Genomic DNA, 22,759 nt, shown 5'->3' on the forward strand with positions numbered 1-22,759 from the left:
AAATGTCGGGCGATTAAGACGGGTTTTCATCTGAGGGTGTTTTGGTCAGAAACGCCCGTGTCTGCTCAATCGCCTCGCGCAATCCAACCCGCTGCACATCGACGTCTTCGGGGAAGGCGCCCAAAAGCCGTGATGGCATCCGGTTATCAAGCAGGACAAACACGCCGCGATCTTCGGCGCGCCGCACAAGACGGCCAAACGCCTGTTTCATGCGCAGGCGGGTGAGCATGTCGTCGTAGCGCGCGCCGTGGAATGCCGCCTTGCGTGCGCGGTGCAAGATATCGGGGCGCGGCCATGGGACGCGGTCAAAGACAATCAGGCGCAGGCTATCGCCCGGCACATCAACACCGTCGCGCACTGCATCGGTTCCGAGCAAGCAGGCATCGCGCTCGACCCGGAAAATATCAATCAGGGTGGATACATCCATGCCGTCAATATGCTGGGCCAGCAATTGTAACCCGGCATCATCCATCGGCCCGGTCAGGCGTTCGTAAATGGCGCGCAGGCGCGTGATGGCGGTAAACAGCCCAAGTGCACCGCCGCCCGATGCCAAAAACAGTTCCCGGTACGCCGCGGCAATATGGTCGGGGTTATCACGGCCCAGATCATTGACGATGAAAACGCGGGTTTGTTCGCGGTAGTTATACGGGCTTTTCATTGCAGCCCGGATGGCGGGCAGCGGCATGTGTGATGCGCCTGTGCGGTCCTCGGCGACGTGCCAGTCGAAATCTTCATCGCCGGTGCCATCGCGAAGGGTGGCGGACGTCACCACCATGCCATGCGCGGTAGGGGCAAGGGCGGATGTCAGCGGCAAGGTTGGGTCAAGATAATGGCGGTGCATGCCAACATCAAAATCGCGGCCAAACTGGCGTTCAATGGCAAACCATTCGACAAACGCCGCCGGAGTATTTTCAACCAAGGACGCCAGCATTTCGCGCCATGCAGCAACCTGCATGATGGCGCGCCGTTCGAGCGACCGGATCGCGGCGTCAAGGCGCTGACGTTCAGCTGATTCAAGTTCATCGGCCTTTTCGTCCAACATATGTGCGATGATTTTAATCAGCAATTTTGCCGGTTTTTCCATGGCGGCAAGTGCACGGTCCAGATCGGCGGCACTGGCGAGAACTCCGTCAATGGCCGGTTTGCAATCGGTTTCAATTGAATAGCCCCGGTCGCCATCCGCCGCACGGGCCAGCACCTGTGCGCGGACATGGGCCAAAAAGGCCTCAGCCGGGCCTTTGGCATGTTCCGATCCATCATGAATGCGCAACAGCCACCCCTGTTCGGGCAAACATTGGGCGGCGACAATCACCGCATTGACCGCATCGCGCAGCTCATCGCGATCAACAATCAGGGTTTCAAGCCGTTGTTTTAAACCGCGTGCACGCGATGATCCTTTTTGCTCCGCGCCGAGCAACCAGCGGCGCAGTTCCTGCCCTTCCTGTCCTGTCAGATGGGCGGAAAAGGCCTTATCGGCGGCATCAAACAAATGATGGCCTTCGTCAAAGACATAGCGTGACGGCATGGAGGCATCATCAAGCCCGCCCAAGGCGGCCTGCACCATCACCAGCGCATGGTTGGCCACCACGATTTCGGCCGAGCGGGCACGACGCACGGTTTTTTCGATAAAGCAGCGCGAATAATGCGGGCAGGCGGCGTAAATACATTCGCCGCGCTGATCGGCAAGTGCGCCGGTAAAGCGGTTACCGATCAATTCGGTCAGCCATGCCGGGAAATCCCCGCCGACCATATCGCCGTCACGGGTATGCAGCGCCCAGCGCGCAATCAGGCCCAGCGGGGTTGCCTGATGGGGTTGCTGGTTCAGCGGCCTTTGGGCTTCTTCGAAATTCAAAAGACAGAAATAGTTTTCCCGGCCTTTGCGGACAACTGCCTTAAGCCGTTTGTCCTTGGGATCGGTATAAAGGCGGTCTAGTTCCTGATCGATCTGGCGTTGCAGGTTGCGGGTGTAAGTTGAAATCCACACCGCACCGTCGTTTTTCTGTGCCCAAAGCGATGCCGGGGCAACGTAACCCAACGTTTTGCCCGTCCCCGTTCCGGCCTCGGCCAGAACGATGTTGGGCGCGCCATCATGAAGACGCGGGCCGAATGCCGAACAGACCGATGACGCATAATCGGCCTGTTGCGGGCGTTCTTCGGCTCCGTCGCCCAGAAGTTCTTTCAGGCGTTTACGCGCATCCTTGGGATCAACTGGATTATTGGCCGGGGGCGGGGGCGGGGCATGTTCGGCCCATTCGCCAAGTTTCTTCCAGACTTTCAATCCTTCATAGACCGCATAGCGATGCGGCCCGTCACCATCTGCCCCCAAGGCGGCCAGAACCGGCACACCCCACGGCCAATGCCCGCGTGCCATCGGCCATGCGATGGCAAGGGCGGGGGCGCGTTTGTTACGATGAAGGGTGGCAAGTTCTTGTAAAAGGCGTTTCATCGCCTCGGCCAGGGCTTCGGCCTGTCCGATCAGATCGTCACAGGGTTTTTGCCCGGTGGCCAGCGCAATGCCACGCGGGGTCGGCACACAAAATTGTGCTGGGCGGACAAAGGCAAACAGTTCGAGCAAATCATGGGCCGGAAACGGATCGGTTTTCAAACGCCGCGCGCAGGCAGGCGTATGCACCAAAATCGGGCGGGTTGACCGCGCCCGTTTGGCCGCAGCCCCATGCGGGAGTTCTTCAATCTCGCCATCGGGGGATAAAAACACAGCATGGCGCAATCCCACGACCATGACCGGCGCGTTGGGTGGATTGAAACGGGGTGTGTTTTCGTCGGAACGATCATCGAACATTTGAGGCACTATAAGCATCCCTGCACGGTGGCGCCACCGGGGAAATTGACCTATGTTTGAATTTATAAAACTTGACCCTGATCACAAGAAGGCAGCCCTGCATGGCACCGCCCAATACCCGCAATCAACACTTCTGGCGCGACAACGCTTTGCCGTTCGTTGAACTGCGCCGTGTCGCGGACGGGCATGCGGTCTGTTATGAGCGCCACAGCCACGATACCTTTTCGATTGGTACGGTAAAGGGTGGCTACAGCACCTATTGGAACCGGGGCAAAATCCATGAAACGCAGGCCGGATCGGTGGTGATCCTGAACCCCGAAGATGTGCATGGTTGCAACCCGGTGGCGGGGGCGGACTGGTGTTATGACATGCTGTTTGTCGACCCGGACTGGCTTTTGGATCTCCAGATTGAAATTGATGCCGATGCCGCGGGAAAGTTTGCGATGTTTTCCGATACGCTCAGCCACGATCCCTGTCTTTATGCCGGGTTGCTGGGGCTTGCCGATACGTTAAGTGATCGCGATACAGATGTTCTGGGCAAGGAAACGGCACTGGTGTCGTTCTTTGGTGATTTGCATGTGCAGCTTGACGGTACGGGCGTTCTGGACCGTCAGGTCAGCCTGCGGACCGGGGGCAAGATGGCCGAGGTTTGTGATTATATCCGCAGCCGATGCCATGAAAATGTCAGTCTGGATGATATTTGTGGGGCGGTTGGCTATTCACGGTCTTATTTGGTACGGGTGTTCAAAAAGACATTTGGCATGACGCCATATGCCTATTTGATCAATTGCCGCGTTCAACGGGCCCGCCATGCGTTACGGCGTGGGCAAAAGATCGCCGATGTCGCCCTTGAAACCGGCTTTGCCGATCAGGCCCATTTTCAACGGATGTTTAAACGCCTGATGGCGGCGACCCCGCGCCAATATGCACGTGCGCAGGAAATGGCCGCCTGATTTTCCCGACATAAAGTACATGGATGCCCGCCTTCGCGGGTATGACAAATTTGAGGGACGTTTCAAGTTCCCGTCATTCCCGCGACGGCGGGAATCTTTTTTAGGCTTGAGCTGTGTTGACGGTCTTCGGGATTATCCCAAAATCAAATACACTGCACTGGCCGCCAGCAATCCGGCCATCACGCGGTTAAAGGTTTTGATGCGGTCCGGGTTGCCCAGAAAACGGCCCAGAAACGCCCCGGCATAGGCCCAGCAGGCGACCGAGGCGAAGCACACCACAAAGTAAATCGCGGTAAATTCCCAGATCAGGGTCGGCGCACCAGACGCGGCATAGGCGCCCATCCCGGCGATGGACGCCAGCCAAGCCTTGGGATTAACCCATTGCATCAGCGCCCCGGTGATGGCCGAGGGGCCGGACCCAGCATCGCGTTTACCAAGTTCGCCGCTGCTGACAAACAGCTTCCACGCCATGAACAGCAAAAACGCCACCCCTGCCCATTGAATGATCGTGGTCATTTGCGGGAAGGCGGTTAGCAATTCATGCAAGCCCAGCCCGATCAAAAGCAGCAACAGGCAAAACCCCGCCGTGGCACCAAACACCAGACGCAGTGACGCACGGAAACCAAACTGCACCCCGGAGCTTAGAACGATGATATTGACCGGGCCGGGGGTGATGGAGGCGGCAAGGGCGAAGGCCGCCATCGACAGATACAGGCTTATGGGGATTGTACTGGTGGCGGCAAACATGGGGCGTTTCCTCTGATCGGCGTGGTGGTATTCTTTGCTGTCAGAATGGCGCATCGGGTGCCGGGTTTATTGAACGAAATTGCTCTTTTGCTGTTTTCATTCGGACATTCAGATCCCAGGTCAAAAAAAGCGCAACGGAACGATGGGTTCGGTTGCGCTAGTTTTTGGCCGTCAGTGGTCTGAACCCATTCGGGTTCGTTGGTAGGTCGGTCGTAGACTGGTTCTAACTCAGTTCCATCAACAGGCTTGCGCATGAGGCGGCAATTTCATCTGTTGGTGCATCGCTGCCGGGCATGGTGGCCCAGCCTTTGGCGATGACGAAATCATCCCGCTTATATGAGCTTTCCTCCTTTAAGGCGGCAAGCTGTTCGGTTTGATTGTTGGGTGTGAGCATTTTGAACTGGGCAACGCAAATAGGGGCCATAGCCGCGATTGCCGATTGTTTGCCGCTGTCGTCTGCCATCTCTTGTGCTGTACTGCCCGATACGACTGTATCGGTGCTAAAGCCGACAATCGTGATGAGGGCCGCACCGATAATGCCGCCCCATATTCCGGGTTTGACCCATGCGGGGATTGTAACTGGCATAATAAAAATTCCTTACTTCAAACGATGATAAAGTATTTTACATCGCGATATGAAATATAAGGGGAACATGATTTTAAAATAATAGCGAAAGAATTATATTTTTATATTAAATGAACCAATGTAATTGGCGAAAAATTATTTTAAATGAAATCAAAATTACTTAATTTTATTTTCGATTATTTTTATGTTTTTGATCAGTTTGAAATGATCGACGCGATCCATGTCGCGCCCCCGGCAATCAGAGTATAGCGCACTGCCTTGCCAATGGTGACAAGGATCAGAAACGGTACAAAGCGCACACGCATGACACCGGCAAGCAGGGTCAGCGGATCGCCAATGACCGGCAACCATGCCAAAAGCAATGACCAAAGCCCGTATTTGCCAAACCAGTGTGACGCCCGATCCAGCGCATCGGGGGAGACCGGAAACCATCGGCGGTTTTTGAAGCGATCAACAAAAAGGCCGAGGGCCCAGTTGACCGTTGATCCCAAAACATTCCCGGCTGTTGCAACCGCCACCAACCCCCACACAGCATGATCGCCCGATGCCACCAGTGCGGCCAAGGCCGCCTCGGACGTGCCGGGCAGGAGGGTGGCGGATGTGAAGGCCGACAAAAACAGCCCGACCATCACTGTGAATGTTGTGATCATGAGGTTCGATTAGCGCGGATTGGCGCACCCGTCCAGTGATTAGAATTTCACGCCAGCCCGTTGCGTGCGTCATTCAACCAACCAGGATTTAAATCGTGTGAGGATTGAGACATGCAGGTCACCCGGGCCAATAGTAATGCGCAATTCCTGTTGGACGGGAATGCGTATTTTGCACGGCTTCATCAAAGCCTTGATGGTGTGATTGCGGCGGGTGTGGGCGGCAATCGGTTCGTGCGATTGGCATTTTGGCAGATTGCACCTGATGCTTTTCTGCCCGGTTATGGCGGGGGTGCTGGCGCACTTTTGATCGACAAGCTTGAGGCCATTGCACGTTTGGGCATTCGGGTAGAAATCATTGCCTGGGCCGGGGCGCAGGTTCTCAATAACGTTGTGCCTGAGATGAAATCTGGCTGGAAGACGCGTGCATGGGTTCAGCAGGTCAATAATCGCAACGCGGGTGCTGGCGCCTATCGGCCCATTCAGATCTATATGGAATCATATGGGCGGCGGACTTTTGGGATGAGTACGCATCAAAAAATTGTTGTTCTGTCGAATGGTGCTTTGAAAGAAGCCTATGTCGGGGGCATGAACATGGCGCACAAATATCTGTCGTCAGATGTGCATGATCCGGAAAACTGGTGGCACGATGCGGCTGTTCGTGTCACCGGTCTGATTGTCGATGATATTGAAGGCGAATGGGTGCGGCGCTGGAACAAACAACAAGCGTTGCTGGCACCTGCGGCAACAATCGGTGTAGCCGGTGCTGACCCTGCCAATCTGACGATTACGATGATGACGACCAACTCGGAAGCCAACCCGGCGGAGCGTGATATTCGCGCAGGATTGCAAGCAAGGATCGCTGCGGCTGCGAACTATGTCTATCTTGAGAACTATGCCTTAACCGATCCATCTATTGTCGAAGACCTTGCGACCTTTAAGCAGGGCGGGGGAACCGTCATTCCGGTTGTTAACCATCCGGCAAACACGACGATGGACGGTTTCGAGGCGTTTTCCTATCTGATGTATTACACCTATGTGGAGTTGGCGCTGGCCGATTTGAACGCGTTTGATGCGGCAGACAGCTGGCGCGGACGCCTCGGCCCATTAACCAACTATGTCGCCGCCGGTGTGGTTGGCGCACATGTTGATAAGGCGGGCTACAACCCGGCCAACATGGCGACACTTAATCCTGCGACGTCATATAGTGTCGCTTTTAATGCTGGGCCAGGGGGGGCGCCAAGGCGTATTGGGCTTCGTTATATCTGGGATATTACGGCCAACAATGACGTGATGTTCGCGCCCAAGACATATCGACATAACGACCCGACGAAATGGACATATCCGCATTCGAAAGTTGCAATCATCGATGATCAGTACGTGATGGTCGGTACCAGCAACTGGACCTATCGTTCCATGCAGTATGACGGCGAAATCATCCTTGAAATTGATGATGGGGCGTTTGCGCAAGCCGTCCGTGCGCAACTGTTTGCACACTGGCAGATGCCCGGTGCGGCTGCTGCTGGCGGGGCTGCGGGTGTTGGGGCTGCTTGGTTGCTTGATGCTACGGCAAATCAGGTTGCATGGACGGGGAATGCATTCGCCCTGAGTGAAACGCGGCTGGTTCCGTTGGCGTTTGACGATTTTATACATCCGATTTCCCGGGAGGCTTGGAGAAAGAGTCTTTCTTCCGCCAGCCTGGCATCAATCGGATCATCGTTTTTCTAAGGTTTTATCTGAACACGGCAAACAGATTTAAGAGGAGAAAGTCATGGCGGATGGTCTTTTCGTGCAATTGAGCAGCCAAGCTTGGTCGCAATACAAATCGGTGACGTCACGCGACACCAGTTATCTCACGCTGCTTGAGCCTAAGTATCAGACCTTTTTGTCTGCTGCGGGCAAGGTCGATGCGTCTATGGCAAAACTGACGACACCGCCAAAGGCCGATCAGATCAGCCCTGTTGCGGATGCTGTCACCCTGATGGAATCGGCTCAATCCGGAATTATCCAGATCATCGAGAAATTTGTGCAAATGGATGCGCAGGCTGTAAAAAGCACCGGGACGGTCAATCAGAAGACCCTGTCTGACAAGAATGCGCAGGAACAAAGCACAGATCAGGACTTTCAGCTCGCGATTGATGGTGTCGTCTATCAGGCGCAAGTGCGGCTGGCCGCCGCAAGCGCAGAAGTGTAAGCAACTGCGATAGGGCGGCCAAGACCCAAGCCCAATACACGAGCCCGGCTCGCTTGAAGAATTATGATTTCAGCGAAAACTTACGCACATCAAGCGGTTCGGCAAGGATTTCATCTTTGCTGTCGGCAAAGGCGCGCAGGTAAGGTTGTTCGAAGTGAAGGGCGAGATCTTCTTCGGACCGCCAGTTTTCATAGGCCATCCAGACCGCAGGATCGTCCTTGGACTGGTGCATGTCATAACTGATGCAGCCTTCTTCGGCGCGCGATGGTTCGACAAGGGCCAAAAGGCGTTTGCCAAGTTCTTCTTCCATGCCCGGTTTTGCACGTGAAAAGACGACGAGAGTAAGCGGGTTTGACATACGGGTTTCCTGATTCTGAATAGTATTTTTTGATGGGCAGGATCATCGGGCGACACCGCTGATCGGGCAACTGTTATTTGCCAACCGGCAAAAGAAAGGCCCGGTGCAGGGGAACACCGGGCCTGTAAGTGCCGGTCGGCTGTTGGGGGATGCCGACCAGCAGGGGGGAACTTTAAGGTTAGGCAATGGTGGTGGTTACATCGACATTGCCGCGTGTTGCGTTTGAATACGGGCAGATGGTGTGGGCGGTTTCGACCAGTTTTTCTGCATCGGCCTTATCAAGCCCCGGAAGGGATACCTTTAGCGTTACCGCAAGGCCAAATCCACCGGCGGCACGCGGGCCAATGCCAACTTCCGCATTGACCGATACGTCGTTCGGGACCTTGATCTTGGTCTGGCCGGAGGCTGCTTTCATCGCGCCGATAAAGCAGGCGGAATAGCCCATGGCGAAAAGCTGTTCGGGATTGTTGCCCTCACCGCCAGCACCACCAAGTTCCTTTGGCGTGGTCAGTTTGACATCGAGACTGCCATCATCGGTTTTCGCACGGCCATCACGGCCACCGGTGGCAGAAGCATGCGCGGTATATTTGACTTCAACAGACATGGTTTTCATCCTTTGTTTGAACAGTGGTTCGGTGGTGGTGAGCGCCCGGCTGTCTAGGTTCGTTCCCAGATGATATGTCGCCGGGAGGCGGCGGGCGCAACTGCACCCGCCTGAATTAATGTGAAACTTTCGTGATCACTTCCCGTGAAGGGCGGTGTGCAGATACTGTCCGGCCTGGGCAATCGCGCCTTTGGCGGCCGGGGTGTCAGCCAGTACATTGAGCATGACAAAGTCGTGGATCGTACCGTTATAGCGGGTCACGGTCACATCAACGCCAGCCTGTGACAGTTTCCGGGCATAGGCTTCGCCTTCGTCACGCAGAACATCATTTTCAGCCGTGATCACGAGTGCTGGTGCCTGACCAGAAAGTTGTTCAGATGTTGCATGGATCGGGGTGATTTTCGGATCCGTGCGATCAATTCCTTCGGGCAGATACTGGTTCCAGAACCAGTCCATTGCCGGTTTGGTCAACCACGGGCCATTGGCAAACTCGGTATAAGAGCCATTGTCAAAATCGGCATCGGTGACCGGATAAAACAGGACCTGTGCCGAGATGTCCGGCCCGCCGCGTTCCTGTGCCAACAGGGAGACGACCGCTGTCATATTGCCACCAACACTGTCGCCGGCAATCGCCAGACGGGTCGGGTCAACATTAAGCTGTTCGCTGTGCTCGGCGACATATTTGGTCACCGCATAATCCTGTTCGATGGCGACCGGATAGTGGGCCTCGGGGGAGCGTTCATAATCAACAAACACAAGGGCTGCATTGGCACGGACAGAGAGTTCACGCACCAGTCGGTCATGGGTGCCAGTATCGCCCATTACCCAGCCAGCCCCGTGGAAATACACAATCACCGGCAGGCGGTCGGTATTGCCCTGTGGGCGGATGATCCGGACCTTGGTCGCACCCGTCGGGCCAACGGCAAAGGTGGTGTCGGTGATGTCAACGGCCGGTTTGGCAATCTCGCCGGACTGGGCACCCGACAGAACGTCGCGGGCCTCGGCCGGGGTCAGGGTGTAAATCGCCGGGCCACCTGATGCCGACAGGGCATCGATGAATTTCTGGGTGGTGGGTTCAAGAACCGGGTCGGCCAGTGCGGTGGTGGCAGACAGGGCGGTGGTCAAGGCAATCGCAGCAGAAGCAACTTTGGTTTTCAGCGGGCTCATGATTTCGATCCTTTTAAGGGGCCGTCTTAACCGGCCGGTGTTTCGTTTTGATGATTGTGTTATCGCATACGATTTAATCGTGAACGATATAAAAATGAGAATGCCAGCTATGCGAATAAATCGTTTGTAATTTAATCGTGTACGATTTAAATTAATCGGCTTTGAGTCGTATAGCAGTTGCCGGTGCGGGTCTGTCTGGTCATTTTTGGTGACCTGTACAGCCCGGATTTCCCAGCATCAGGTCGGCCGGATATTTCAAAAACGGGATGAAGCCAATGGATGACGCGTCAAAAGAAGACTTTCTGGATCTTGAAAAGTTTCTGTGCTTTTCGGTATATGCGGCCAGCCATGCCTTTAACCGCATCTATAAACCGCTGCTTGATCGGCTTGGCCTGACCTATCCGCAATATCTGGTGATGGTCAGCCTGTGGCAGGAAGACGATCAATCGGTGCGCAGCATCGGGCAAAAGATGTTTCTTGAGTCCAGCACGCTGACCCCGCTTCTTAAGCGGCTTGAGGCAAATGGCCTCGTCGTGCGCAAGCGTGATCCGGAAGACGAACGTTCGGTGCGGGTGCGCTTAAGCAATGAAGGCAAGGCATTGCGTGAAAAGGCCGAGGAAATCCCGGCCTGCATCCTTGATGCGACCGGGCTCGACATTGAAACCGCAAAACGGTTGAACCGTGATTTACAGGAACTTCGCACGCAGCTTGAAAGTGGTGCGAAGAAGCTTTAACGGACCTAGGACGCCTGTGCCTTCTTACGGTCGCGGTGATAGGTCAGCGCCCAGCCAAGGGCGGTTTTAAGTGCTGCTTCGGGCAGGGGGGTGCTGATCGGTAAAATGATCGCCCGATTGCCCTCGCAAGCAAGATCGGCTGATAAAAGACTGCGTGTGCGGTCAATCAGGTCGGTCTTGCAATCAAAGAACACCATCACCTGATTTGGGGACTTTTCCTTCCAGTCGGCGCGGATGGTGATACCCGATCCTGATTTTGCTCGCCATGCCGGTTCACCCCATTTCAGGCTTTCGTCCAGCGTGCCGATACTTGCCTCATCCCCGGCGATCTCAAAGATCCAGCGCCGGAGGGTCAGAAGCATCTGACGCGGTTTGTCGGGATATGTGGCAAATTTCGCCGCCACATCGGTGGTGGCGAAATCAGGGGGCATCACCATAATCATTCTTTCCGTGCTGAGTTACATGCTGCCTATCTGGTTGCTCAGGGTTTGTATCAGCAACCAGACACCGACCACGACAAAGGTAAGATGCTGCATCAAGACCGCTGGTGCGACCAGGCTTCTCATTGATCGTGCAAGAGTGCCAATGGCATGAAGGGCACGGGCGACAAACAGAATAAGTGCAACCAACCAAATGGTGGTTGAGGTTGCAAGCACCGCCTCAAGGGCCAGAACAAGCAGAATGCACATCGGGGCATTTTCGATGAAATTGCCGTGCGCGCGGATACGGCGGCGCAACACCAGATCATCGCCATCGCCATGGGCAAGGCGGAGTTCAAGGCGGCGCAGGGAAACGTACAGGCTTAACGCTGTCAGCATCAATGCAAAAAGTGCGGTCAGGCAGATCGTCACGGGAAGCGGCAACATGATGCGGTGTCCTTGTGTGGATGGGGCGAAATGGTTGCGGCAATTCAACCACCGAATGGTTCAGGTATCAACAAAATGAAAAAGGCGGCACCGTCACATGGTGCCGCCCTGATAAAATGTTTGGTCCTGACCTTAGATATTGCGCAGGCGATCAAGGAAGTTTCTGACCTGTTCGTCAAGGTTGCGCGCTTCTTGTGCCAGTTGGGTTGCCCCGGCCTGGACATTTGATGCGGCATCCCCGGTTTCGCGCGATGTATTGCGCACGATTCCGATGGAGGAGGATACTTCGTTTGTCCCCGCTGCGGCCTGTTGAATGTTGCCAGAAATTTCGGCGGTGGCCGCCCCTTGTTGTTCAACCGCCGATGCAATGGCCGTGGCAATTTCATTGATGCTTGAAATCGTTTCGGTGACCCGGCCAATTGCCCCGACGGTATTGTGGGTTTCTGACTGGATCGAGCCGATTTGCTGGGCGATTTCATCGGTGGCCTTGGCCGTCTGATTGGCAAGGTTTTTGACTTCTTGTGCGACCACGGCAAACCCTTTTCCCGCTTCACCGGCACGGGCGGCCTCAATCGTGGCGTTCAGAGCCAAAAGGTTGGTCTGGGCTGCGATATCACTGATCAGGCTGACGACTTCGCCAATGCGATCGGCTGCCTCGGCAAGGCCGGTCACCATGGTGTTGGCATTGGATGCCTCGGTCACGGCGGTATTGGTGATGTCCGATGACTTTGCCACCTGGGAGCTGATTTCCTGAATGGAGGCAGACAGTTCTTCTGTGGCCGATGCGACGGTTTGAACGTTTGCACTGGCCTCATCGGCGGCTGCGGCAACGACAACGGCCTGTTCGGAACTTTGATCGGCCGCCGTACGCATCCGACGCGAGACCTGTTCCATGTTTTCGGCACTGTCAGACACATTGACAACAATACCGCCGACAGACTTTTCAAACTCGTCGGCCATCTGATGGCGGGTCCGGTTGCGTTCATCGCTGGCACGTTTTTCGGCGTCGAGCTTTTCCCGTTCGGCTTTTTGCATGCCAGCCGATGCTTCCTTGAACGATTCAAGTGCCTTGGCAATTGCACCGATTTCATCGGATCGATCCAGATAGGGAATCTGGACGGAAAAATCACCCTGTTGCAGATGGTCAATAACACCCGCCACACGGGTCATCGGACGGGCAACAAGACCTTTGGTTAAGAACAGAATGACGCCAATCACAATCACCAACAAGACCACCCCGCCAATCAAGGTCGCGTTGCGCAGGTCATCGGCCGGGGCGAAAACGGTGGCCAGCGGTACATTGACAACCACACCCCACTTGTTCGGGTATCCGTCAATTTCGACGGGCACAATCATGTGCATGGTCGTGGCGTCATCAATTCGGCGCGGTTCGCCCGACTGCATGGCATCTAGAATGGCAGTCTGAATCGCGTCACCCGGATCAAGTTTGGTGCCGCGAATGTCGGCATTTTCATGTGCAACCCATGTGCCTTGCGCGGACACAAGATTGACCGTGCCGGTACCAAACGGGGTCAGTTCGGCAAACCGTTCCGACAGGGCGTTGAGTTCAAGATCGGCACCGAGAACACCAAGGAACTTTCCGGTCTGATCCTGCACCGGATAGACGAATGAGGTCAAAACCACGTCGCGTCCCTGAATGTCATAGGTGATGGCATCGGTGACATAGGGCTGATTGGTGGCCTTGGGGGCGGTGTAGTATTCGTTTACTTCGGGGTTATCAAGACCGGTCAGGTGATAGGGCGTAATGCCATCCCCGAAGTTATAGTAATAGGTCACATATTGACCCGTCCCGTCGCCAAACGGTTCGCCTTCGCCCTTGTAATCTGCATCCTTGCCGTCAAGCGCGTTGGGTTCAAACCCCGACCATGCCCCGGCAAGGGACGGATTATCGATCAGGGTGCGGTTGAGGATTTCGTTATAGGCCGCGCGGTCTGTGCCGCCCTGTTCGCGAATGGCGCGAAACGCCCCGGCAAGGTTTTGCGCCACCGACATCCCGCCATTCAGAACGTGACCGGCCTGTTCGGCGTGGTAAAGCGCAACCGATCTGGCTTCACCAACGGTGAGTTCCTCGGTGGTGTTGCTGGTTTCAAGCGTTTGAAGAAAAATACCAACAATCAGGCAGGCGGCAATGGCAAGCGCACTGACAAGTGTCAATTTCGCGCCCAGCGACAGGTTAGAAAAGCGCATCAAACCACATCCTTTTCGGCCTATGCTTTTGGGTGATATTAGAGATATGGATATGCATCCCAAAGTTTCAATAACTTGGTGAAAAGCACAAGCATTTCAGTCGCCCGGCCTACACTTTAGGATCTGAACCCATTTTAAACATTCAATTGGGTTCAGATCCTAGGACCGGACCCGTCAGATAGCAGCCAATTTTAAGGCGTGGTGGGGAGAAGGATTTATGAAATCTTACTGTTGGGCTTCTTTTTGGCTGCTTTGTCGGCAAAGATTGCATCCGCTGGAACGGGTTTGCTAAACAGGAAACCTTGCAGTTCGGTGCAGCCCATTTCGCGCAAGAAATAATACTGTTCTTCGGTTTCGACACCTTCGACCGTGGTATGCAGGCCAAGCGAGCTTGCCATTGCCAGCATGGCCTCGACCAGGGCGACATCGTCGGCTTTGCCCGGAAGGCCTTTGACAAATGCCCGGTCGATTTTAATACGCTTGATCGGCAGGCTTTTGATCGAGCGCAAGCAAGAATACCCGGTGCCAAAATCATCAATGGCAAGCGAAACACCGACTTCGCGCAATTCGTGCAGCATGCGGATCATACTGGTTTCATCCTGAATCATGCTTTCGGTGATTTCGATTTCGAGATATTCCGCCGGCAATCCGGCAACAGCCAGTGCATGTTGCACCGTTTCGGCAAAGTTGGGCATCTTCAACTGACGGACCGACACGTTGACCGCCATGGTGATTTTCTGATCAAGCTCATCCTGCCAGCGCCGGGCCTGTAGGCAGGCTTCGCGCAGCACCCAGTCGCCGATTTCAATAATCAGGCCGCTTTGTTCGGCCACCGGGATGATTTCATGCGGGCCGAGCAAGCCACTTGTCGGATGGTTCCAGCGCAGAAGTGCCTCCACCCCGACAAGGTCGCCAGTATGGGCATTCATTTGTGGTTGGTAGTATAAAACCAGTTCGTTGTTTTCAAGCCCGCGCCGCAATTCCAGTGACCGGGTCATATAGCGGGTTGCGGTTTCCGTCATTTCCGACTGATAAAACGCATAGGTCCGCCGTCCGCGGTCTTTTGCCGCGTACATGGCGGTATCGGCCAGCCGGATCAGATCCTGTGGCGACAGGGCGTTATCAGGATACAGCGAAATCCCGATGCTGGCCGACAGGGTCAGTTCATGGCCGATAATGTAAAACGGGCGTTGCAGTTCATTGATGATCTTCATTGCAAGATTGGCCGCCGCCGTGGCGTTCTGGATGTTCTCACGGATGATCATGAATTCGTCGCCACCAAGGCGTGCAATGGTATCGGCGCGCTCGGTAACCGCCTTGATCCGGGTTGAGGCGATCAGCAAAACCTGATCCCCGGCCGCATGGCCCAGAGTGTCATTGATGTTTTTAAAATCATCAATATCAAGAAACAAACAGGCGACAAGTGCGCCAACGGGTTCGCTGCGTTCAATCGCACGGCTCAGGCGGTCGGTTGCCAACAACCGGTTGGGAAGGCTGGTCAGCCCGTCATACTGCGCAAGATAGTGCAGTTCTTGTTCGGCCTGACGGATGGCGGTGCGGTCCGATACGATGGCAACAAAATGGGTCAGTTCGCCGTCGTCGTCTTCAACCGCGATAATCTGTGTCGCCAGGGAAATCGGGTTACCCTGAATATTGCGGGTTTCGATGTCGCGGTGCCAATGGCGTCTGTGGCGCAATGTATGAAACAGGTCTTGATAAAAACCGGCTGAAAATTCCTCAGGGGCCAGGAAGTAGGGTGGTTTGTCCAGTGTGCCTTTGGGGCCTGTGCCGGTAATATGGTAGTAGGCCTTGTTGGCATTGGTGACATTAAGGTCCGGATCAAGGATCAGGATACCGTCCTGTGTCGTTTCATAGACAGCCATGGCTTCGCGCAACTTGTCATTGGTCATGCGCTGATCCGTGATGTCCTGCATCATGCCAATAATGCGGTGCGTGCCATTGCGGTCATTAGAAAATGATTTGCCGCGTGCGCGCAGCCAACGCTGCTCTTTATGTGCGTTGATGCTGCGGAATACGACATCGTAAAAATCACCGTGCTGCACGGCATAGGTGAATGCCTTATGTACACTGTCGCGGTCCTCGGATTCCACCCGCTCAAGGAAGGCATCCCATGTTTCGGTCACTGTTTCGGTTTCCTGGGGTGTTTGGAAATTGCCAAGACCCGTGCTGTGCATTTCGCGCGTGTTGACATCAATTTCCCAGCAACTCATTTGAGCCGCGGACATCGCCAGCGACAGGCGTTGCTGACTTTCGCGCAGGGCCATTTCGGCAACCCGGCGTTCCAGTGCCATCTGTATCGTGGCATGCAGTTCGCGTTCAGAAAACGGCTTTAACAAGAAACCATAAGGACGCGTTTTCTTGGCGCGCGCCAAGGTGGCATCTTCGGAGTGGGCCGAAAGATAAATCACCGGGATCATCAGATCGGGTGGAATGCCAGCCGCCGTTTCAATACCGTCAATGTCGCCATCAATGCGGATGTCCATCAAGATGATGTCAGGTGGATCGCGCTCAATCGCTTTGAGCGCGTCATAGCCAGCACTGTGCGCGGAGGTTCGATCATAGCCGAGTTTTTCAAGTTGCTTGCGCAAATGTAGCGCAATCACTCTTTCATCTTCGACGATCATGACATGAACCGTTTTTGGCATTTATCATTCGTCCTGTAAGGTGAATGTGATGTGAAAACGTGTCTCAGGGGACGTATCGATGGTGAGCTGTCCACCAATTTGATCGACAAGAAGTTCAATCAGCTGAAGACCCAAGCCGGAGCTTTTGCCGATGGAAAAATCGTCTGGAAGACCGTGCCCATTGTCAGAAATGCACAGTTCGACGTCACGATCACCATGCATTTTGGTGGAAATCAGGATGTTACCGGCATGACCATCGCGAAACCCGTGTTTAAGCGCATTGGTGATTAACTCATTTGCAATCAGCCCGCATGGCACAGCCTGATCAATGGCCAATTCCACCTCGGCCAGATCGCATTTGACGCGAACACGATCAAGATCAATGTTGTAGGCGGCAAGCAGTGACGAAACCAGACTTTCACAGAAGTTGGCGAAATCAACCTTGGCCATATTTTCGCTTTGATACAGCGACTGGTGAATTTGCGCCATTGATCGCACGCGGTTGCAGCTGTCAATCAGGGCATCGCGGGCTTGTTTGTCGGCAATCGAGGCTGTTTGCATGTCCAGCAGGCTGTGAATGATCTGAAGGTTGTTTTTGACCCGGTGGTGGACTTCAGAAAGCAGGGTTTCCTTTTCCTTGAGCGACCGGGCAATTTGTTCTTCGCGGTGTTTGCGTTCGGAAATGTCGGATATGGCGGCAAGGATCAGTTGACGATTGCCGCTGGCAATTGGATTGAGGCCGATTTCGACGGGAAATTCGCTGCCGTCCTTGCGCAGGGCAAAAAGATCGCGCCCCGGTCCCATCGGACGGGCATTCGGGTTTTTGCCGTACGATCCGCGCAAATGCGGGTGACCTTCGCGAAAACGTGTTGGCACAAGCATCTCTATCGCCTGACCGAGCAGTTCGGATCGGGCATACCCAAAAATGATTTCGGTTTGCGCATTGACCATTTCCATGCGGCCTTCGGCACTGATCAAGATCATCGCATTGGGGGCGTATTCAACAACGCGTTCAAATCGCTGATCAGCACTATTTGCTGGTATTGCGTCTATTTCGTCCGGCAAAACCTTGTCGCTGTGCGACATTGGTGGAACCTCAAAACTGCTCTGATACTTGAATTTACGTATTCATCGTCACTAACATATTCACGTTTGGTGCTTTCCTGCCCCGGAGTTTTGGGCGCCTGACAAGGACAGTGTTCGATAGCAGAGACTTTTGGCACCTTAGCTGCATATTTGCGGTCGTGGCGGTGAATTCAACTACACTTTAGTGTGGGATTTTTGCAATTTAAGAGGAAAATAGCCTATGAGAATACATGCTCAGAGAACGGTATCCGGTATGTCGCACGTCGCGGGTCATTTGGCAGCCATGCGCAACAGATGCTTGATCTGAGGTGTGGTGCGGTATAGCTTCGCGCACGCACGGGATCCGGGTGACCCTGCGCCGTCAAGATTTCCAAAGAATTCAACGATCCAACTGACAAACAAGGTTTCAAAAATGACAGCCGATCTTCGAGATGCCGCACTTAACAGCAACGTCTGGGCCTTTCAGGAAGCCAGCAAGCTGGTCAAGCGGTATAAACAGAAGGCGCCTGAAAAGGGCTATGTCCTTTTTGAAACCGGGTATGGTCCATCGGGTTTGCCCCATATCGGCACCTTTGGCGAAGTCGCGCGCACGACCTATGTGCGCCGCGCGTTCGAAACCATGTGCGATATCCCGACCAAGCTTTTCTGCTTCTCCGATGATATGGATGGTCTGCGTAAGGTGCCCGACAATATCCCCAACAAGGAAATGGTGGCCGAGCATCTTGGTAAGGCATTGACAAGCGTACCTGATCCGTTTGGCACGCATGAAAGCTTTGCCCATCATAACAATGCGCGGCTGTGCGATTTTCTTGATGGGTTTGGCTTCGAATATGAATTCAAATCATCGACCGACTGTTATCGCTCGGGCATGTTTGATGCGGCTTTGTTGCGTCTTTTGGAACGCTATGATGCGATCCAGAAAATCATGCTGCCGACGCTTGGCGAAGAACGTCAGGCGACATACAGCCCGTTCATGCCGGTTGAACCGGGCACCAACAAGGTCCTGATGGCCAAGGTGACCGAGCTTAAACCCGAAACCGGCAGCATTGTTTACGAACATCCTGAAACCGGTGATTTGGTTGAAACGCTGGTGACGGGTGGTAATTGCAAACTGCAATGGAAACCCGACTGGGCGATGCGCTGGTATGCGCTGGGTGTTGATTATGAAATGGCCGGTAAGGATTTGATCCCGTCGGTTGAGCTTGGCAACAAGATCGTCAAGGCACTTGGCGGCACCCCGCCAGAGGGCTTTAACTACGAGCTGTTCTTGGACGAGAACGCCCAGAAAATCTCGAAATCCAAGGGCAATGGTCTTTCGATGGAAGACTGGCTGAAATATGCGCCGGAAGACAGCCTGTCGCTGTTCATGTTCCAGAAACCCAAAACCGCCAAACGTCTGTATTTTGATGTCATCCCGAAAACTGTGGATGAATATCTGACGTTCGCAGAGAAGCTCAAATCCGAAACCGACCCGACCAAGATTTTGCAAAACCCGGCGTGGCACATTCATGCCGGGACCGCGCCGGACCGTGAAATTCCGCTGTCCTTTGGGATTTTGCTGAACCTTGTTTCGGTCTGCAATACCGAAGACCGCGATCTTCTGTGGAAGTTCATTTCGCGTTATGCCACGGGCGCAACGCCGGAAAGCTCGCCGTATTTGGATAAGCTGGTTGGCTATGCGATCAACTATTATCGCGACTTCGTTAAACCGTCGAAAAAATACCGCGCTGCGACCGAGGCCGAGCAGGCCGCACTGAAAGACCTGCGCGACGCACTGTCAAAAATCGAACAGGGTACGGAGCCGTCAGACATTCAGACCGAAGTTTTCACCGTGGGCAAAAACCACAATTACGAAAACCTGCGCGAATGGTTCAAAACGCTTTATGAAATCCTGCTCGGTCAGGAACAGGGTCCGCGCATGGGATCGTTCATCGCTCTTTACGGTCTTGATGAAAGTGTTGCGCTGATTGATCGTGCGCTTGCAGGTGAAGACCTCAGCGCCTGATAAAGCCCGCCCATCATAAGATCAAAACGACAAAGGCCCGCATTGTGAAAATGCGGGCCTTTTTAATGTTCAGGTATATAGCGTTTGCCCCATTAGGTCGGGGGCAAATAACGCCGCCAGCTTTGACCCTCAAATGGGCTTAATACGATGTGGCGGGCTTTTTGCCAGCCAAAGCCAAACGCCATGACCAGACCGCCCACAACAAAGCAGACCAGTGCAACCGTGATGGATTGATCAATGGCGGCTTGATTGAAGCCGGAATTGGCCAGATAGCCGACATAGATCAGGCCGCTGATGATCGGCGACCGACGGTCGAGAAACAGCGAAAACAGCATGGCGATGATAATTACCGGGATCATCACAAGGGCGGCGGCATCAAACAGGGCCGCAACCGAATGAATGGTCATCGGTGCGCCGATGACATAAAGCCAGAAGGCACATTCGGCCCAGCCATTAACCCGCTTGGGGTCCTTGGTATCGACCACCACGCCCAAGGCCAGCAACAAAAGTCCGGTCAGCGTGATCATATAATCAAGATACTGGTTCAGGCTTTGCCCGAACGCGGTTAAAAGCAGCGACCACAACACCCCGACAATGCCAAACGCAATCAGGGCAAACGATACCGGCAGGCGATAGCGCAGGAAGAATCCGACCTGAAAGGCAAAGCCGATGATGGCAACCAGAAGGGCGGTGTTGACCGATGTGCTGCCGAACGACCAAACGTCATCAAGATTGAAAAATTCTGCCGATGTTCCGACCATGCGCATATAGAGCATCACGGCATAGATCATCAATGTCGCGCACAGCGAAACCATGATGACGATTGAGGGCAATGTCGCCTTAAGCTTCCCCGCGACATATTCCGCCAGTACGACGAACCCCGCCATGGCAACAAGTGGCGCGATCCAGAAAACGGCATCGTTGGAATAAAGACCCCACAAAATGAACCAGCCGATGCTCAGCACGGTTATGCCCAGTGCAAGGAAAATGTCGTTCATCCCACGAAACAGGGTAAACTTTTCGGTTTCAATCGCCTCTGGCGCGTGGCTTGTCAGGAACTGCGCAAGGGTCGTATAGGCCGCGCGATCCAGTGCGCCTGCAGATACGGCGGCTTCGATATCGGCAAGCGAGTATTGATTGTTTTTCACAAATCGGCTCCGGCCAGGCTTTTATGCATCTGTTGTACCAAGGGGCATGGATGATCGCCCTTGGTCTAGGGACTGTGTTGATACACGGTCATACCTTTGGACGCAATTTTCCAAAACTCTTTGACGCCTGTTACGGTTCCAGCTCGCCATCAATAGATGATAAACAGACTGGGGTGCATATCGTTCAATAAATACCGTCGTGATCGTGTACCCTTGAACGATTGTAAGATCACGAAACAGGATACTTTCAATGGGGATGTGGCAAAAATCAATGATCGCCGTGGCGTGCAGCAAACCGTTGCGGGCAATTGGCGAGGCGATTGGACATAAAACCGGGCTTGCGGATCAATTTGTCAGTGCGCGGGATGTTGCAGGGCATGTCGCACGCGCCGAGGCGTTGGCGAAGGATGGCATACGCATTTCAAGTTTTTATCTTGGCGAATATGTCACGGATTTAAGCCAAGTGCGCGAAACAGCCGGGCAACTTGAAGCACTAATGCCCGCGCTTGATCACGCGGGTCTTGATGTTCACATTTCCATCGATCCGTCGCAATTGGGCTATATGCAGGATCAAGCGATTTTGGATCGCAATGTTGATCATCTTGCTGCCAAGCTGAGCGAAATCGGCGGTGAGAAAGGCCATCGGACCCTTCGGCTGATGATCGACATGGAAGATATCGACATGGTCGATGATACTTTGCGCCTGCACCATCGCTTGGCCGATGGCGGATACCAAGTGGCGCAAACGTTACAGGCGCGCCTGCATCGCACCAAAGCCGACCTACGGGACATGATAAAGCGCGGGGCAATGGTACGTTTGGTTAAGGGGGCGATGGCCTCGCCCGATGATGTGGCTTTTACCAAGCGCCAAGATATCGACGAGAATTACCTTCGCTTATCGGCCATGATGTTGTCCGCAGAAGCCATGCAAAATGGGTTTTTCCCGGTGTTTGGGACACATGATCGCAAGTTGGCATGGGCCATCATCCAAAACGCAAAGGAACAAGGCTGGTCGCCGGGTCAGTTTGAATTTGAAATGCTTTACGGTGTGAACCAGCCATTGCAACGCGAATTGGTCGCCGAAGGCTACCGGTTGCGCCTATATGCGCCGTTTGGCAAAGACTGGTGGGCCTATGCATGGCGCCGGGTTGGTGAAAACCCGCGTAATATCCGACTGTTGTTGCGGTCCGGCCTTAACCGATAATCCATGCGAAACACCGCCACCTGATTTTGGCGGTGTTTTTATGGGCTTGATTGATCAGGTGTAGAAGGTGTATTTACTAAGTTAGTTAACTTACTTATCTATGGTCAGGATCGGAATCGAAAACATCATGGCTGGTAAAATGAGCCCGGCACAAAAACGCCAAAAACTTGCCCGTGCGGCGATGAATGTGATCTGGCGCGATGGCTATCACGCCGCCACCATTCAGACCGTTGCGAAGGAAGCAGGCTTACCTGCCGGGGGCGTGTTTTATCGGTTCCCGAAAAAGCATGATCTGGCACAGGCGGCGATGGAAACCATGGAAGGCGAGTTTACCCCGCTTTTGGCGACCATCGCGCCCGGCGGCACGGCACAAAAGCGTGTTTCGGTATTTTTTGATTATCTGGATGCCATGACACCGCGCCGGGTTGCGTACGGCTGCCCGGTGGCCAAGCTGATGCTTGATATTCCGGCAGATGACGGTTTTGACGCCACACGTAAAACCGGACAGGCTATTTTCACATCCCTGATAAACTGGCTGGCCGATAACTTTACACAAGATGGCATATCGGATTATACCGCCCAAAAAGCGGCACGCCGGATCATACTGCGTTGGCAAGGGGCGATTGTTTTGGCGCATGCGATGAAGGACCGCACCATTCTTGATGACGAGATTGCGGACCTTCGCCAAACGGCGGAAAGGATGCTGACCGCGGGAGCGGCATAACCTGCCATCATGAAACCAAATTCTGTTGATGGTATTGTTGTCCCCGAACGTCATATAAACAAAGACAGTTTCTGGTTGAAGCA

20 protein-coding genes are annotated in these 22,759 nt (G+C 54.2%); 7 read left to right on the forward strand and 13 right to left on the reverse strand.

Going from position 1 to position 22,759, the window contains the following annotated elements; all coding sequences use genetic code 11:
- Positions 1-13: 13 nt before the first annotated feature.
- Complete coding sequence (locus K355_RS0110165; protein ID WP_022732031.1) at positions 14-2,800, reverse strand: ATP-dependent DNA helicase; 2,787 nt, start codon at positions 2,798-2,800, stop codon at positions 14-16.
- A 101-nt stretch (positions 2,801-2,901) separates the two neighbouring features.
- On the opposite strand from K355_RS0110165, the gene K355_RS0110170 reads away from it, so the two are divergent.
- Entirely contained in the window at positions 2,902-3,753 is an 852-nt protein-coding gene (locus tag K355_RS0110170; protein ID WP_022732032.1) for an AraC family transcriptional regulator, read from the forward strand.
- A 132-nt stretch (positions 3,754-3,885) separates the two neighbouring features.
- Here the strand turns inward: K355_RS0110170 and K355_RS0110175 are convergent, their stop codons facing one another.
- The 3 genes from K355_RS0110175 to K355_RS0110185 all read right to left on the reverse strand — a co-directional run bounded on the left by K355_RS0110175 (position 3,886) and on the right by K355_RS0110185 (position 5,736).
- Positions 3,886-4,500 carry a LysE family translocator gene (locus K355_RS0110175; RefSeq protein WP_022732033.1) on the reverse strand — a complete coding sequence of 205 codons (615 nt, stop codon included), beginning with the start codon at positions 4,498-4,500 and terminating at the stop codon, positions 3,886-3,888.
- A 223-nt stretch (positions 4,501-4,723) separates the two neighbouring features.
- Positions 4,724-5,086 carry a hypothetical protein gene (locus tag K355_RS0110180; RefSeq protein WP_028791500.1) on the reverse strand — a complete coding sequence of 121 codons (363 nt, stop codon included), beginning with the start codon at positions 5,084-5,086 and terminating at the stop codon, positions 4,724-4,726.
- 194 nt (positions 5,087-5,280) lie between these two features.
- On the reverse strand, positions 5,281-5,736 hold the full coding sequence (locus K355_RS0110185) for a YqaA family protein (protein ID WP_022732034.1): 456 nt from the start codon (positions 5,734-5,736) through the stop codon (positions 5,281-5,283).
- A 111-nt stretch (positions 5,737-5,847) separates the two neighbouring features.
- Here K355_RS0110185 and K355_RS0110190 point away from each other — a divergent pair, with 111 nt between their 5' ends.
- Both K355_RS0110190 and K355_RS0110195 read left to right on the forward strand, forming a co-directional pair.
- The gene (locus tag K355_RS0110190) at positions 5,848-7,461 is read left to right on the forward strand and encodes a phospholipase D-like domain-containing protein (protein ID WP_022732035.1); all 1,614 of its coding nucleotides are present in this window, start codon (positions 5,848-5,850) and stop codon (positions 7,459-7,461) included.
- A gap of 43 nt (positions 7,462-7,504) precedes the next feature.
- A complete protein-coding gene (locus K355_RS0110195; RefSeq protein ID WP_022732036.1) occupies positions 7,505-7,927 on the forward strand; it encodes a hypothetical protein in 423 nt (140 codons plus the stop codon).
- A 61-nt stretch (positions 7,928-7,988) separates the two neighbouring features.
- Here the strand turns inward: K355_RS0110195 and K355_RS0110200 are convergent, their stop codons facing one another.
- The 3 genes from K355_RS0110200 to K355_RS0110210 all read right to left on the reverse strand — a co-directional run bounded on the left by K355_RS0110200 (position 7,989) and on the right by K355_RS0110210 (position 10,056).
- Positions 7,989-8,285, reverse strand: coding sequence for a putative quinol monooxygenase (locus tag K355_RS0110200; protein ID WP_022732037.1), 297 nt, complete (start codon positions 8,283-8,285; stop codon positions 7,989-7,991).
- Between the two features lie 178 nt (positions 8,286-8,463).
- The gene (locus tag K355_RS0110205; protein WP_022732038.1) at positions 8,464-8,889 is read right to left on the reverse strand and encodes an organic hydroperoxide resistance protein; all 426 of its coding nucleotides are present in this window, start codon (positions 8,887-8,889) and stop codon (positions 8,464-8,466) included.
- A gap of 135 nt (positions 8,890-9,024) precedes the next feature.
- A complete protein-coding gene (locus tag K355_RS0110210) occupies positions 9,025-10,056 on the reverse strand; it encodes an alpha/beta hydrolase (RefSeq protein ID WP_022732039.1) in 1,032 nt (343 codons plus the stop codon).
- A 275-nt stretch (positions 10,057-10,331) separates the two neighbouring features.
- On the opposite strand from K355_RS0110210, the gene K355_RS0110215 reads away from it, so the two are divergent.
- A complete protein-coding gene (locus tag K355_RS0110215; RefSeq protein ID WP_022732040.1) occupies positions 10,332-10,790 on the forward strand; it encodes a MarR family winged helix-turn-helix transcriptional regulator in 459 nt (152 codons plus the stop codon).
- A gap of 5 nt (positions 10,791-10,795) precedes the next feature.
- Here K355_RS0110215 and K355_RS0110220 read toward each other — a convergent pair whose 3' ends face one another.
- From K355_RS0110220 to K355_RS23740, 5 genes are all read right to left on the reverse strand, one after another.
- The gene (locus K355_RS0110220) at positions 10,796-11,227 is read right to left on the reverse strand and encodes a DUF1801 domain-containing protein (RefSeq protein WP_022732041.1); all 432 of its coding nucleotides are present in this window, start codon (positions 11,225-11,227) and stop codon (positions 10,796-10,798) included.
- A 21-nt stretch (positions 11,228-11,248) separates the two neighbouring features.
- Positions 11,249-11,656 carry an MAPEG family protein gene (locus K355_RS0110225; RefSeq protein ID WP_022732042.1) on the reverse strand — a complete coding sequence of 136 codons (408 nt, stop codon included), beginning with the start codon at positions 11,654-11,656 and terminating at the stop codon, positions 11,249-11,251.
- A 132-nt stretch (positions 11,657-11,788) separates the two neighbouring features.
- Positions 11,789-13,864, reverse strand: coding sequence for a methyl-accepting chemotaxis protein (locus K355_RS0110230; protein ID WP_022732043.1), 2,076 nt, complete (start codon positions 13,862-13,864; stop codon positions 11,789-11,791).
- A gap of 215 nt (positions 13,865-14,079) precedes the next feature.
- Entirely contained in the window at positions 14,080-16,530 is a 2,451-nt protein-coding gene (locus tag K355_RS23735; RefSeq protein ID WP_022732044.1) for a two-component system response regulator, read from the reverse strand.
- A 3-nt stretch (positions 16,531-16,533) separates the two neighbouring features.
- Positions 16,534-17,595, reverse strand: coding sequence for a sensor histidine kinase (locus K355_RS23740; RefSeq protein ID WP_022732045.1), 1,062 nt, complete (start codon positions 17,593-17,595; stop codon positions 16,534-16,536).
- A 412-nt stretch (positions 17,596-18,007) separates the two neighbouring features.
- On the opposite strand from K355_RS23740, the gene K355_RS0110245 reads away from it, so the two are divergent.
- Positions 18,008-19,600 (forward strand): lysine--tRNA ligase, encoded by a 1,593-nt coding sequence (locus K355_RS0110245; RefSeq protein WP_022732046.1) that lies wholly within the window; start codon positions 18,008-18,010, stop codon positions 19,598-19,600.
- Positions 19,601-19,692: 92 nt separating this feature from the next.
- Here K355_RS0110245 and K355_RS0110250 read toward each other — a convergent pair whose 3' ends face one another.
- Positions 19,693-20,748, reverse strand: a complete 1,056-nt coding sequence (locus K355_RS0110250; RefSeq protein ID WP_022732047.1) for a hypothetical protein — start codon at positions 20,746-20,748, stop codon at positions 19,693-19,695.
- 250 nt (positions 20,749-20,998) lie between these two features.
- Between K355_RS0110250 and K355_RS0110255 the strand changes: the two genes are divergently transcribed.
- Both K355_RS0110255 and K355_RS0110260 read left to right on the forward strand, forming a co-directional pair.
- Positions 20,999-21,952, forward strand: coding sequence for a proline dehydrogenase family protein (locus K355_RS0110255; RefSeq protein ID WP_022732048.1), 954 nt, complete (start codon positions 20,999-21,001; stop codon positions 21,950-21,952).
- 127 nt (positions 21,953-22,079) lie between these two features.
- Positions 22,080-22,676: a TetR/AcrR family transcriptional regulator gene (locus K355_RS0110260; RefSeq protein WP_162142295.1), complete on the forward strand. Its 597-nt coding sequence runs from the start codon at positions 22,080-22,082 to the stop codon at positions 22,674-22,676.
- Positions 22,677-22,759 lie beyond the last annotated feature (83 nt).

This window comes from Thalassospira lucentensis MCCC 1A00383 = DSM 14000 (assembly GCF_000421265.1).
Classification (GTDB): domain Bacteria; phylum Pseudomonadota; class Alphaproteobacteria; order Rhodospirillales; family Thalassospiraceae; genus Thalassospira; species Thalassospira lucentensis.

Excerpts from the sequence above, each read along its gene's own strand:
- K355_RS0110185 (WP_022732034.1), bottom strand. The coding sequence starts at position 5,736 with ATGATCACAACATTCACAGTGATGGTCGGGCTGTTTTTGTCGGCCTTC.
- K355_RS0110195 (WP_022732036.1), top strand. The coding sequence starts at position 7,505 with ATGGCGGATGGTCTTTTCGTGCAATTGAGCAGCCAAGCTTGGTCGCAA.
- K355_RS23740 (WP_022732045.1), bottom strand. The coding sequence starts at position 17,595 with ATGTCGCACAGCGACAAGGTTTTGCCGGACGAAATAGACGCAATACCA.
- K355_RS0110180 (WP_028791500.1), bottom strand. The coding sequence starts at position 5,086 with ATGCCAGTTACAATCCCCGCATGGGTCAAACCCGGAATATGGGGCGGC.
- K355_RS0110210 (WP_022732039.1), bottom strand. The coding sequence starts at position 10,056 with ATGAGCCCGCTGAAAACCAAAGTTGCTTCTGCTGCGATTGCCTTGACC.
- K355_RS0110215 (WP_022732040.1), top strand. The coding sequence starts at position 10,332 with ATGGATGACGCGTCAAAAGAAGACTTTCTGGATCTTGAAAAGTTTCTG.
- K355_RS0110170 (WP_022732032.1), top strand. The coding sequence starts at position 2,902 with ATGGCACCGCCCAATACCCGCAATCAACACTTCTGGCGCGACAACGCT.
- K355_RS0110260 (WP_162142295.1), top strand. The coding sequence starts at position 22,080 with ATGGCTGGTAAAATGAGCCCGGCACAAAAACGCCAAAAACTTGCCCGT.
- K355_RS0110230 (WP_022732043.1), bottom strand. The coding sequence starts at position 13,864 with ATGCGCTTTTCTAACCTGTCGCTGGGCGCGAAATTGACACTTGTCAGT.
- K355_RS0110175 (WP_022732033.1), bottom strand. The coding sequence starts at position 4,500 with ATGTTTGCCGCCACCAGTACAATCCCCATAAGCCTGTATCTGTCGATG.
- K355_RS0110205 (WP_022732038.1), bottom strand. The coding sequence starts at position 8,889 with ATGTCTGTTGAAGTCAAATATACCGCGCATGCTTCTGCCACCGGTGGC.
- K355_RS0110200 (WP_022732037.1), bottom strand. The coding sequence starts at position 8,285 with ATGTCAAACCCGCTTACTCTCGTCGTCTTTTCACGTGCAAAACCGGGC.
- K355_RS0110190 (WP_022732035.1), top strand. The coding sequence starts at position 5,848 with ATGCAGGTCACCCGGGCCAATAGTAATGCGCAATTCCTGTTGGACGGG.
- K355_RS0110165 (WP_022732031.1), bottom strand. The coding sequence starts at position 2,800 with ATGTTCGATGATCGTTCCGACGAAAACACACCCCGTTTCAATCCACCC.
- K355_RS0110245 (WP_022732046.1), top strand. The coding sequence starts at position 18,008 with ATGACAGCCGATCTTCGAGATGCCGCACTTAACAGCAACGTCTGGGCC.
- K355_RS0110255 (WP_022732048.1), top strand. The coding sequence starts at position 20,999 with ATGGGGATGTGGCAAAAATCAATGATCGCCGTGGCGTGCAGCAAACCG.
- K355_RS0110220 (WP_022732041.1), bottom strand. The coding sequence starts at position 11,227 with ATGGTGATGCCCCCTGATTTCGCCACCACCGATGTGGCGGCGAAATTT.
- K355_RS0110225 (WP_022732042.1), bottom strand. The coding sequence starts at position 11,656 with ATGTTGCCGCTTCCCGTGACGATCTGCCTGACCGCACTTTTTGCATTG.
- K355_RS23735 (WP_022732044.1), bottom strand. The coding sequence starts at position 16,530 with ATGCCAAAAACGGTTCATGTCATGATCGTCGAAGATGAAAGAGTGATT.